Raw genomic sequence first — 12,645 nt, forward strand, 5'->3', positions numbered from 1 at the left:
GATACTGAAATTGTATACTATTTTAGGCAAAAACGCAAAAATTAACGTGCTACCCACATGCCGGTAAAGTCTTGTTCTACCTGGCCTGCAAGCTGTAACTCAAAAAGTTTAACCTGTATTTGTGACAAATCAAGACCAAATTCTGCCACCAAATCATCTGTGGATTTTGGCTGACTACATGCCCGCACAATCTTACCCTCTAATGTTGTTATGATTGGTGATTCACAAGCTGGCTCAACAAAGAGATTTTGTTGCACATATCCCACACCATAGCTTTGTGTAAATTCAGTAATAATATCCTGAGCCGAAGTTACTAATTTTGCACCTTCCTGAATAAGTGCATGGCACCCTGCGCTCAAAGGGTCATCAATCGGTCCCGGTACAGCAAATACCTCGCGCCCTTGCTCTAAGGCATATTGCGCCGTAATGCGTGCGCCACTTTGTATGGCTGCCTGCACTACCACACACCCCTTACTCAACCCAGAGATAATTCTATTGCGCGCGGGAAAATTACCAGGAAGTCCTTGCATTCCTAATGGAAAAGAACTTAGTACCGTACCACCACAAGCCACAATTTCCTTGAATAGCTTATTATTTGAAGAAGGATATGGCTCCAATAAGCCTGACCCTAACACCACCACCGTAGAACCCTTTGCCGCAAGGGTTGCCCGATGAGCCATGGTATCAGCACCTATTGCACCACCACTTACAATAGTCCATCCATTTTCTACAAGCACAGGTACTACTTGATTGATCACACGCTGACCATAATAATTTGCTTTACGAGCACCTACAATAGCAATCATAGTATCTACTTGGGGACATCTGCCCTGCCAATAAATAACTGCCGGCGGTGCATGGATATGCCTCAACAATTGAGGATATTCAGCATCTGATAAGGTAGCCCAAGATATATCATGCCGTTGTATAAGATCCAATTCTTTATGTATGAGAGAAAAATCTTGCAATCCAGTAACTATGCTCTGTGCTATTCGTTCGGTCATACCAAACCATAACACAAGCTGCTGAACATCACATGCATATACATCGGACCATGTCATAGATTCAGGCTTCGCTTGAATCATATTGGTCAGTGTTGCTGGTCCAATTCCGGTGATTAATGAAAGATGAAGTATAATATGTTGATCAGATAGTTTCATAAAAAAAATCCCCGTTTATTAAATACGTAAACGGGGATATATAACTTAATTATTGTTTATTTAAAACGCCATAAATGAATCGTCATCTTCTTGAGATGGTTCTGGTTCATCAAAAGAAAGCTCTTCATGTTGTCCAGCATGGAAATCGAAAATATCAAATTCTGTTTCTTGCTGTCCGGCTTCCATTTTGTCTTCATTATCCGCGGATGCTTTTTTGGCAGATGTTTGCGTTACTTCTTCTACGAACTCACCACCACTGCCACCGGGCGTACCAGAATCGTGTGTTTTTTCTTGCTCTTCATGATCCACATCAAATGCAAAAATAGTTGCAAGTTGTTGTCCTTCATCAAGCTTAATCAAGCGTACACCTTTTGCTTGGCGACCCATTGTGCGGACTTCGGTTGCTGGTAGACGAATAATTTTTCCTGCTTTATCAATAAGCATCAATTCTGATTCTGGTCGTACCACCGTAAGACCAATTACAAAACCATTACGTCCACCGGTTGGTATAGTACGCACGCCAACACCACCTCTATGTGCAATGCGGAAATCTTCAATACGCACTTTCTTACCATATCCATTTTCAGTTGCAAATAAGATATCGCCACTATTAGATACTACTTCCATACCAACAACTTCATCATTTTTACGCAAGCGAATACCAATTACACCACTCGCCTGTCTACCCATTTCACGTACTTCTTCTTCTTTAAAGCGAATACCTTGGCCATTCTTAGTTGCAATAATAACGGTATCATTACCTGAACTTAAGTCACAATACACAAGCTCATCATTTTCTTTGAGTGTTACTGCACGGATACCAGTTGCACGAATCTTTGCAAAGCTCATAGCGTCAGTACGTTTTATGATACCGTGTTTACTGAGCATCACAATGAATTTATTTTCCATATCACGTGTGCATAACAACTTCACTACTTTTTCATTAGGTTGCAATGGTAGTAGATTAATGATTGCACGCCCACGTGCCGTACGACTTGCTTCAGGAATTTCAAATACATTCAAGCTGTACACGCGTCCAAAATTAGTGAAGAACAATAAATCATCATGATTACGTGCCACAAACATATCAAGAACGGCATCATCTACATCTTCAAGACTCGCCATGCCCATTTTACCTTTACCACCACGGTGCTGCACGCCATATACTTCTAATGGAACACGCTTTATATATCCCTTCATAGTTAAGGTAATAACTACTTCTTCATCAGGGATTAAGTCAGCCTCGGTCAACACATCGACCGCACCTTCTATGCGTGTTTTGCGTTCGTCACCATACATTTCTTTGAGTTCTTGCAATTCTTTAACAATTTCTTTTTTAAGAATTGTTTCACTTTCAATAATTGATCGCAAATATGCAATAGTCTTTTTGATCTCTTCCATTTCTGCGCGAATTTTTTCTTGCTCCAAACCAGTCAAGCGCTGTAGACGCATTTCTAAAATTGCTTTTGCCTGCGCTTCACTAAATTTATGCTCTCTGCCTAAATGCTCTATAGCTTCTAACGCATCTGTTGCTTTTTTAATCAACGCTACAATTGCATCAATATTACTAAGCGCAATAATAAAACCTTCTAACAAATGCTCACGTGCTTGTGCTTTTTTAAGGTCATATACAGTTCGTTTATAAATAACTTGTTTGCGATGATATAAGAATTCTTCTATTAATTGTCGTAAGCTGAATATCACCGGGCGATTATCGAGCAGCCCAAGCATTAAAATAGAAATTGGTGATTCTAATGCAGTATGTTTATATAATAAATTCAAAACAACCTGTGGGATTTCTCCTCGTTTAATATCAATGATTAAACGCATTCCTTTTTTGTCAGACTCATCCTTGATATTCGAAATGCCTTCAATAACTTTATTTTTTACCAGGTCTGCAATTTTTATAGTAAGTTCTGCCTTGTTAACTTGGTACGGCAGCTCAGTAATAATAATGCTCGTACCTTTTTTATCTTCTTGAATTTCAGCTACACCACGCAATATTGCGCGTCCACGGCCTGTAGTATATGCCTTAACAATGCCAGCACGACCACATATAATACCACCCGTTGGAAAATCCGGTGCAGGAATAAGTTTAAATAACTCATCATCCGATAAATTAGGATTTTCAAGAAGCGCTAAACACCCATTAACTACCTCTCCCAAATTGTGTGGAGGAATAGAGGTTGCCATACCAACTGCAATACCTGATGTACCATTTACTAATAGATTAGGGAGTTTACTTGGTAACACCACCGGTTCTACCGTAGACTCATCAAAGTTTGGAACAAAATCAACGGTTTCTTTATCAAGGTCGGCCAAAATTTCTTGTGAAATTTTTTCCATACGAACTTCAGTGTAACGCATTGCAGCTGCACTATCACCGTCAACTGAACCCCAGTTACCTTGACCATCTAATAATGGATATCTTTTAGAAAAATCTTGTACCATACCAACCATGGTATTATACACCGCTTGGTCACCATGTGGATGATATTTACCAAGAACTTCACCAACTACACGAACAGATTTATGATATGGTTTATTATAATGAAAACCAAGTTGATGCATGGTATATAGCACACGTCTATGTACAGGTTTTAACCCATCGCGTATGTCAGGAATTGCACGACTTACAACAACCGACATTGCATAATCTAAAAAAGAATCTTTCAATTCTTTTTCAACTAATACCGGTTTTACCTGGGCATTTCCATTATTTTTTTTCGATTCTACCGGTTCCATACAACTTGGCCCCTTCTTAAACTATTTCTTATTGACAAAACAGAATATTCTTAGACATTTTTTATCAGAATAATAGACATTATTAACACTCTAGTATAATACATGGAATAACTCAATCAGACAAGAAAAAGCTCTTTTTATGTACGTAAATAATAAGGATAAAAACATTTTTACTGTTCATTTTATTAAGCATTGTGTAACACTCAGATTATGGACAGACTTATACATATTTTTCATATACGCAGGAGAACTAATGAAGCACATGTTATATATCATTATTTTCTTTCTCGTATTTCACTCATGTACGCAATCAATCATCAAGGACAGTCAACTTTTTATTGCCGTTGCACAAGGAAATTATAAAAAGGTTGAACAATTGCTTAATAAGGGTGTATCTATCAATACAATACGTCCTTATAATGGCAATACGCCATTGATGGAAGCAATAAAAGAGATTGGTCAAGCACTCATAGAAATAGAAGCATCTTCCGTTTTGGGGCGTCTATCAGAAGCCGGCAATCTTACTGACGACTTTCGATCATTTTTTAGAAAATTTGTCGTATCATGTCTACTTGCATATGCATCTCATACGATCCATGATGAATTTAATAAGGATGATGAACAAGGTAACATTAATAATTCACCAACATTTCTTATGATAAAAAGACTTATAAACGCCTTCTTACCTGCTATAGAAAAAGCAGCACTCATGTGGTGCATATATGCATTTTTGGATTATGGTATTGCGGTAGGACGCCATCCTAAGGATGAGAATGCTTTTTTTGAAAATAACCAAGTTAACCAATTAAGACAAACTATTCAAAAATTACTTGAAAAACACAACATAGATATTAGTCATACTAACAACAACGGCGAATCAGCACTTACGCTTATTCGCTCCTTTCAAGACAAACTCAAGCACAGATCTTGCAAATTAGTTCTTTATCAAATTGAACAAGTGTTACTTGATAAAAAACCACAAAGCACACCGGATATCCAATAAAATATCCGGCGTGCTTTTTCAATAAAATTATTACAACGTATATGTTGTTTGCGTTTTTGTTGCTCCAGCTACTGGCGTAACTATTCCTGTGTGTTCTTGCTGGGCAAGTTCCATTGCACGCATTAATCGCGCTATCCCAATACCGCCACCAAAACGTGGGAAAAAATCATAACTTAAAAATTCTTCTAATTCTTTTTCTACCCGTTCTTTACCAAAATGTTTAAATAAAATGCTCGCATATTGACCATCACTAATTGTATGGAATATATCACGCATTTCATCTACATTACAGCTACGCTCTGCTGAACCAATAGTTTCTACACCATATAAGATAGCATCAATTTTTTTATGCACATCACCATCTTTTTTCATATTCCAAAAAGGATGCGTATAACCAGGAAAATTTTTCAGGAAAAAAACCGGGCCAAATTCTTTCCACAATTTTTCTTCATGCTCTGCTTCTATAAATTTGGTCTTATAATAATCTGCAACAAATGCATAATCGCCTTGACGATACAGATCTCTTGACCCCAATCCAAGCCACTCAAATAAATCTTCCATTAATCGCTGTAACACTTCCATATTGCCATGCGTTTCGAATTCAAACATTTTGAATATCTTAAGGTGTCGATTTGGATTTGGATTTGGCTCATCACGATAACTTGTAGTCAAACAAAAAGCGCCGGGAAGGCGCGGATTTGTTAACAACTCATGTTCTAACCACATTTGACCTGTTTGTGGCAGTGGCCATTTTGTACCGGCAAACTCAAATGTTGTAATAGTACGTGGGTCTTCACATGCAGCCAAAATACTCAACCGTGATTGTGTATCAATTTCTAGAAATCCGCGATCAAGAAAAAATGTTCTCAATTTTTGTACGATATTATGATACGATTCCACCGTATTAAACGCGGTAATTGACCTATCATTCATCCTCTATCTCCTCCTTCTTTGATTAAAATTGGACAATTGGATACACTGTATCAAATCATGCAACTAAATCAAAGGAATTTTATGAAAAAAAAGGGAAAGTACGAATTAAGCAATTTTTCTACCCATATAAATCCAATTTTTGATATTCATACGAGCATTGATGATAACATGATGCGTGCATCATCTTTGCATGTTTTAATTCCTAAGATCCCAACCGTCAATCCTACACAGTTCCATGATTTTCTCGGATACAAAATTGCAAATCGACTTGGCGTACCGGCATGCCCTATCACTGCTACAAGCAATCATATAAAGTTACTATCTCAACTTGGCTTCAGCGTATTCACACAAAAAACAATACGCAGCACTCAACACCACGCATATCCGTTCCCTAATGTGGTGTATGTTGAGCACACTGCACCATTCACCTTAGCCCAGGTAAACACACCAATTAAATATACACAAACACACCCCTCATCCATGAGCACATTAACTATTGCCAATTCAATAGGCAACTCATCCCAAGAACTGACTACATCATTACAAAATATTAGTGATACACGCATGATACTTCAACCAGGACAAGTATTAGCTGCTTCTATTTATGGTGCAGAAAATGATCAACGATCATTTTACCAAGACTGGGTATTTCTTGCACGCAAAGTAGTAGAGGCAGGCGCACACATAGTAGAAGCAAATGTATCATGCCCCAACATTGGATACCGTAACGCGCTCTATCTTGATCCCAAAACACTCGGCTCATTGGTACAACAATTAGTTGATGCTATTAATCCAATTCCATTGGTCATCAAAGTCGGCATATTCCCCGACAAACATCTGATGGAAGAAGTCATGATCACTATAGCACGCGCTGGTGCACGTGGCATATGTGGTATTAATACACTGAGCATGCAAGTACTCGATGAACACAACAATCCAGTATTTGGCGAAGCGCGCCGCACCTGCGGCGTAAGTGGTGCGTCTATTTTTAACCTTGCGCTTGATTGGATTCAACATGCATATGCCATAAATAAGAAACATGATTTGGGTTTGACTATAGTAGGAACCGGTGGTATAACACTCCCCGAACAATTTGATGTCTTTTTATATGCAGGAGCAGCAGTAGCCATGAGTGGCACCGGCACTATGTGGAACCCATATTTGGCAGCACATTATTTACAGGAGAAATACTATGCACACACTTCACAAAGTTTTGACCATACTATCACTAGGAATTTTCATGAACATAACACCATGTAATATTAAATCCCATGCAACTTTTTCTCTAGATTCCGATACGGAACAACTTATCCTTGCCCTGCATGATATTGGCTCTATCATGTTTGGCACCTTTACTTTCAAAAGTGGAATTATTTCACCGATTTATGTCGATCTGCGTAAAATTATGTCTCACCCACAGGTGTTACATGAAGTTGAACAACAATTATGGAATCAAATTAAACATTGTTCTTTTGATGTCATATGTCCAGTACCAATGGCGGCAATCCCTTTGGCATCTAGTATTGCTTTTAACCGTACTAAACCACTGATCCTTGCACGCCCTTTTGTTAAAGATCATGGCACTAAACGTGCTATAGAGGGCATATATAATGATGGCGACACAGCTATAGTAATTGAAGATGTAATCACAAGTGGACAAAGCATTTTAGAAGTAATTGATAACCTCGAAAATAACAACCTTAAAGTTCATGATATATTTACCTTACTTAACTATCAAAGTAGTGGTAATGAAAAACTAGCAGAAAGAGGATACCACCTACACTCGCTGTTTACCATATCCCAAGTGATTACGGTATTGGAGCATGCAGGTAGAATCACCGATGAACAAGCAGCAGATGTGCGCTACTTCATAGAACAACCAAAGCAATGCTGTTCATGATACTATTCACTATCATCTTAGGATTAGGAATGCTTACAACTCCCGCACATGGACATGTTCCATCTGCACCAGTAAAACTAAGCTTCGCTGAACGCGCAACTTTATGCACGCATCCGATCAGCAAAAAACTATTTACGATCATGGCCGGCAAACAAACCAACCTTGCAGTAAGTGCTGATGTAACTACCAAACAACAGTTACTTACACTTGCAGATGCCGTTGGTCCCTATATATGTATGCTGAAAACCCATATAGATATTATCAACGATTTTGATTGGGATCTTGTTGAGCAATTGCAAGCACTCGCTGATAAGCATAATTTTTTAATTTTTGAAGACCGTAAATTTGCAGATATTGGCAATACGGTAACTCATCAGTACACACAGGGCGTGCATCGTATAGTCGAATGGGCACACATCACTAATGCCCATACAGTCTCTGGCCCTAGCGTTATTGAAGGATTGTACGCTGGACTCAATGACCACACCAAAAACCAGCGAGGGTTATTACTACTTGCACAGATGAGTTCAAAAGAAAATCTAATCTCAGCTGAATACACACAAAAAACAATCCAACTGGCACACCACTATAGCGATTTTGTCATTGGTTTTATATGCCAGGAACAACTAAGCAATGATCCATGCATGATTCATATAACCCCTGGAGTACACCTCAGCAAATCAGGAGATGACCTCAAGCAACAATATAATACCCCTGCATATGCAATAGGCACACTGGGCACTGATATCATTATAGTTGGCCGGGGTATATACCAGGCTTTTGATCAAGCACAAGCTGCCAAACAATACAGGGATATAGCTTGGCAAGCCTACCTGGACTCCCTCCCCCCTTTTGACAAATAGAAAACATAGATTTACGCTATATAATAGATTAATAATAATGGAGGTTATTATGAAAAATCTAAGTCTATTTATACCTATGCTGATGCTCGGTATTATCAGTAACACTACAGTCGCTATGAAGCGTACACATGATACTATGGAACATGATAGTGTCTATAGAGAAAAACCCGCATCAATAATTGATGCTTATAAAAAGCTATACCAAATCTGCCCTACATGTAATAAGGCTTTTGCTGATTCATCACATTTAAAAACACATATGAGAACTCATACTGGTGAAAAGCCTTATGTCTGCCCTACATGCAATAAGAACTTTACTAACTCATCACATTTAAAAAGACATACCAGAACTCATACGGGTGAAAAGCCTTATGTCTGCCCTACATGCAATAAGAACTTTGCTAACTCATCACATTTAAAAATACATACCAGAACTCATACCGGTGAAAAGCCTTATGTCTGCCCTACATGCAATAAGGGATTTGCTGACTCATCAGATTTAAAAAGACATACCAGAACTCATACCGGCGAAAAGCCTTATATCTGCCCCACATGCAATAAGGGTTTTGCAAGCTCATCAGATTTAAAAAGACATACCAGAACTCATACCGGTGAAAAGCGGTTAAATCAAGACAACACGTCGAGTAATAGTGAATTATCTACCAATGCACTGATAGATAAACAACCTATATATGATGCAATTGTTATCGATGAACAACCGTCTATAGATGATCAACAATCAGTATATGAAACAGAGCAACCTATACTGGCAGACGTAATTGATTCAATGGAAGAAATGCATCAATCAGCTGTACCTGCTCAATTACCAATCACTATTAAGTGTGGAAAAGAAATAATGATTATGTTCTTTACACCTGATATGCAGTAAGTCAGTAGCCAATTTAATCAGTAAATTATAATGAGTACGTAAATCAATCACTACCAAAATACATCTAGTAACCACCTGATTTACAAAATAACCATATTGCCGTACAATAAGCAATTATACGGAAGAACAATATGGCTACAAAAAAAATAGATCTCAAGAATTTTAGTCCTGACTTAGTCAGGAATTTTTCTATCATTGCACATATCGATCATGGTAAATCTACTTTATCAGATCGATTACTGGAAGATACTGGCACCATTACTAACCGTGAAAAAAAGGAACAGTTTTTAGACAAATTACAAGTTGAGCGCGAACGCGGTATTACCGTAAAAGCACAAAGTGCTTCTATGTTTTATGAGTACCAAGGCAAAACATATTTGCTCAACTTAATTGATACACCAGGCCATGTTGACTTCAGTTACGAAGTATCTCGATCATTATACGCATGCCAAGGAGCTCTGCTTTTAGTTGATGCAGCACAAGGTGTGCAAGCACAAACTATGGCAAACTTTTACTTAGCATTTGATCAAGATCTGAGTATTATTCCTGTTTTGAATAAAATTGATCTTCCTAATGCAGATCCGGATCGTATCTCACACCAGTTAGAATCATTATTTGATTTCAAAAAAAGTGAAATTATTGCTGCTTCTGCAAAAGCAAATATTGGTATGACCGACATTCTAAATGCCATCATTGAACGTATTCCAGCACCAAAAGGTTCTATTAACCTACCTCTCAAAGCACTTTTATTTGATTCTTGGTTTGATGAATACCGTGGCGTAATATGCTTGATCGCGGTACAAGATGGTATTATCAAAAAAGGCGATTTAATAAACTTAGCACGATCTGAAACCACGTATGAAGTTTTAGAAATTGGTATTATGTATCCAGAGCCAACGCCACTTGAAGCACTCTATCCAGGACAAGTTGGTTACTTAATCACGGGCATGAAAACCGTACGTGAAGCACGTGTTGGTGATACTATTTATCACCATAAAAAACCGGTAACACCTTTTCCGGGATTCAAACCTGCAAAACCAATGGTCTTTGCCGGCATATATCCGGTTATTTCCGATGAATTTACTGAGCTCAGTGAAGCAATTGAAAAACTTACCTTGAATGATGCAAGCGTCACCACTGAGAAAAAAACATCGGCTGCTCTTGGTCTAGGGTTCAGATGTGGCTTTTTGGGTTTGTTGCACATGGATGTATTCAAACAACGTCTAGAACAAGAATATAATCTCTCAGTCATTGCAACAGCACCCAGCGTACTATATAAAATAAAACTCGCTCATACCGGTGAAATTCTTAATATAGAAAGCCCTGCTGATTTTCCTGAGTCAAATAAAATTGAAGAAATTTTAGAACCAATCATCAATGCTACTATTATTACACCTACTAAATACTTAGGAAATTTAATAAAACTCTGTGAAGAAAAACGTGGCATTCAAAAAGATATGCGCTACATGGATGAGGAACGGGTTATATTAAAATATCGCTTACCACTCAATGAAGTTGCAACTGATTTTTATGATGAACTCAAATCACTCAGTTCTGGATACGCAAGTTTTGACTATGAAGAAGCTGGTTATGAACCTGCTGATTTGGTCAAAATGGATATTTTACTTAATAGTAAAGTAGTTGACGCACTCTCTTGCATTGTGCACCGAGATAAAGCGTATTATATTGGCCGTGAATTGACTGCTCGCCTGAAAAAAGCAATTCCACGCCAATTGTATGAGGTAATCATTCAAGCTGCACTTGGTGCAAAAGTTCTTGCTCGTGATCGTGTAGCTCCATTGCGTAAAGATGTAACTGCAAAATGTTACGGTGGTGATATTACGCGCAAACGTAAACTACTTGAAAAACAAAAAGAAGGTAAAAAGAAGATGAAACAAGTAGGGAATGTTGAAGTACCACAGGAAGCGTTCTTGAGTATCTTGAAAAAGTAAATTATATAAGCCAAATAGATACCCATATGTGTTAGCTATTTCTTCTTGCAGAAAATATGCTATAGTCATTAAGTTACTTTCTTGATCATGCGGGAGACAATGTATGACCGAAACAAAAGAGCTCTTTTCTGGCAATATATATATTTTTCATGCCTTTGATGTTGGCGATGATATAAACCTCGAAGCTATTGAAGAAAAACAGGCTATTACTACCATTCCTTTATCACTACCTAAATATTTTAAAAGCTACCATGCACCTATTGCAGTCAAGGTACCTGATGGATCAGCAGATAGCAGATGCATTAGTTGTAAAATTCATGATTTTGGCGCAATATCATTAACCTACAAAATTCCGTTTTCCGATACCCTCAGCAATTTACGCAAAAACCTAGATTTTATAGATAATGATTGCCATGAACAAAGCATGCTTGATGTCAAAGCTGTTTTTAATAAAATTTCCCCGTACATCACAAAACCAAAATTCTTTGATGTACACGCATCATATGTAGTAATTCAGGTTGATCCAAAACCAAATATTTCGGTAACGCAGCTACAAGAGCAATTTGGCGGTGTTATTGCTTCAATGTTGCGTTTTGAAACAGAAACACTATCAGAAGATCAAAAGAATGAGATTTTAGATGCTGCTATTGGATACTTCCGTGGTGATTTAGTAATTATAGATACCGATGCATCATTTGCATATGATGCAGAGTTTGAAGAAATTCAAAACTTTTTTGAATTTACCAATATTCAACAACTTGAACTGAAATATTTTGATAGCCTCCTTGCACAACAACTCAATCGAATTTACGAAAAAGGTGTGCAAAAAATTCCCATCTCTTCTTATTTACCATTACTTGGCACGCTAGGCCATGATCCGGTAGTTGATTTGGGTAAACTCAAGGTTGATATTTCTGCAATTACTGAGCGTTTGGAAGGTAATATTAAAATTGCCGGTGAGCCATATTTCTCTGAAGTATATGAACTACTTGAAGAAAAATTAGATCTGCGCAACTGGCGTAATGGGCTTGATCGTAAACTTGCTATTATTCAAGATATTCGGATGGTGTACCAGCACAAAACTGACGCCGTACGGGAAGATATACTCTCATTACTTATTGTTATATTAATTTTTATAGAACTTATCGTCGGTTTACTCAATTATTTACAGTAAAATGTATCTAAAAAAAGGGATATGTA

General features: G+C 37.8%; 10 protein-coding genes. 7 read left to right on the forward strand and 3 right to left on the reverse strand.

Translation table 11 applies throughout. The features are described from left to right. Positions 1–41: 41 nt before the first annotated feature. Together dprA and gyrA are read right to left on the reverse strand one after the other, a co-directional pair. Complete coding sequence (gene dprA, locus PK943_01720) at positions 42–1,160, reverse strand: DNA-processing protein DprA (GenBank protein HRN77931.1); 1,119 nt, start codon at positions 1,158–1,160, stop codon at positions 42–44. A 60-nt stretch (positions 1,161–1,220) separates the two neighbouring features. Continuing rightward, positions 1,221–3,905 carry a DNA gyrase subunit A gene (gyrA, locus tag PK943_01725; protein ID HRN77932.1) on the reverse strand — a complete coding sequence of 895 codons (2,685 nt, stop codon included), beginning with the start codon at positions 3,903–3,905 and terminating at the stop codon, positions 1,221–1,223. Between the two features lie 253 nt (positions 3,906–4,158). Here gyrA and PK943_01730 point away from each other — a divergent pair, with 253 nt between their 5' ends. Then, on the forward strand, positions 4,159–4,908 hold the full coding sequence (locus tag PK943_01730) for a hypothetical protein (protein HRN77933.1): 750 nt from the start codon (positions 4,159–4,161) through the stop codon (positions 4,906–4,908). A 30-nt stretch (positions 4,909–4,938) separates the two neighbouring features. On the opposite strand, the gene PK943_01735 is transcribed toward PK943_01730, so the two are convergent. Next, the gene (locus tag PK943_01735) at positions 4,939–5,841 is read right to left on the reverse strand and encodes a transposase (GenBank protein ID HRN77934.1); all 903 of its coding nucleotides are present in this window, start codon (positions 5,839–5,841) and stop codon (positions 4,939–4,941) included. 81 nt (positions 5,842–5,922) lie between these two features. On the opposite strand from PK943_01735, the gene PK943_01740 reads away from it, so the two are divergent. The 6 genes from PK943_01740 to PK943_01765 all read left to right on the forward strand — a co-directional run bounded on the left by PK943_01740 (position 5,923) and on the right by PK943_01765 (position 12,619). Further along, entirely contained in the window at positions 5,923–7,101 is a 1,179-nt protein-coding gene (locus tag PK943_01740; protein HRN77935.1) for a hypothetical protein, read from the forward strand. Continuing rightward, positions 7,082–7,741 (forward strand): orotate phosphoribosyltransferase, encoded by a 660-nt coding sequence (gene pyrE / locus PK943_01745; protein HRN77936.1) that lies wholly within the window; start codon positions 7,082–7,084, stop codon positions 7,739–7,741. The genes PK943_01740 and pyrE overlap by 20 nt, the downstream gene beginning before the upstream one ends. Continuing rightward, on the forward strand, positions 7,738–8,604 hold the full coding sequence (gene pyrF, locus PK943_01750) for an orotidine-5'-phosphate decarboxylase (GenBank protein ID HRN77937.1): 867 nt from the start codon (positions 7,738–7,740) through the stop codon (positions 8,602–8,604). Before pyrE ends, pyrF begins: the two co-directional genes overlap by 4 nt. Positions 8,605–8,653: 49 nt before the next feature. After that, a complete protein-coding gene (locus PK943_01755; GenBank protein ID HRN77938.1) occupies positions 8,654–9,493 on the forward strand; it encodes a C2H2-type zinc finger protein in 840 nt (279 codons plus the stop codon). 131 nt (positions 9,494–9,624) lie between these two features. Next, positions 9,625–11,445 (forward strand): translation elongation factor 4, encoded by a 1,821-nt coding sequence (gene lepA / locus PK943_01760; protein HRN77939.1) that lies wholly within the window; start codon positions 9,625–9,627, stop codon positions 11,443–11,445. A 103-nt stretch (positions 11,446–11,548) separates the two neighbouring features. After that, entirely contained in the window at positions 11,549–12,619 is a 1,071-nt protein-coding gene (locus tag PK943_01765; protein HRN77940.1) for a hypothetical protein, read from the forward strand. The last annotated feature ends 26 nt before the right edge of the window (positions 12,620–12,645 follow it).

The sequence above is a fragment of the Candidatus Dependentiae bacterium genome (assembly GCA_035445995.1).
Taxonomy (GTDB): Bacteria; Babelota; Babeliae; order Babelales; family Vermiphilaceae; genus DAOMRS01.

Bases quoted from the DNA above. Each gene is read 5' to 3' on its own strand.
- dprA (HRN77931.1), bottom strand. From the start codon at position 1,160: ATGAAACTATCTGATCAACATATTATACTTCATCTTTCATTAATCACC.
- gyrA (HRN77932.1), bottom strand. From the start codon at position 3,905: ATGGAACCGGTAGAATCGAAAAAAAATAATGGAAATGCCCAGGTAAAA.
- PK943_01730 (HRN77933.1), top strand. From the start codon at position 4,159: ATGAAGCACATGTTATATATCATTATTTTCTTTCTCGTATTTCACTCA.
- PK943_01735 (HRN77934.1), bottom strand. From the start codon at position 5,841: ATGAATGATAGGTCAATTACCGCGTTTAATACGGTGGAATCGTATCAT.
- PK943_01740 (HRN77935.1), top strand. From the start codon at position 5,923: ATGAAAAAAAAGGGAAAGTACGAATTAAGCAATTTTTCTACCCATATA.
- pyrE (HRN77936.1), top strand. From the start codon at position 7,082: ATGAACATAACACCATGTAATATTAAATCCCATGCAACTTTTTCTCTA.
- pyrF (HRN77937.1), top strand. From the start codon at position 7,738: ATGATACTATTCACTATCATCTTAGGATTAGGAATGCTTACAACTCCC.
- PK943_01755 (HRN77938.1), top strand. From the start codon at position 8,654: ATGAAAAATCTAAGTCTATTTATACCTATGCTGATGCTCGGTATTATC.
- lepA (HRN77939.1), top strand. From the start codon at position 9,625: ATGGCTACAAAAAAAATAGATCTCAAGAATTTTAGTCCTGACTTAGTC.
- PK943_01765 (HRN77940.1), top strand. From the start codon at position 11,549: ATGACCGAAACAAAAGAGCTCTTTTCTGGCAATATATATATTTTTCAT.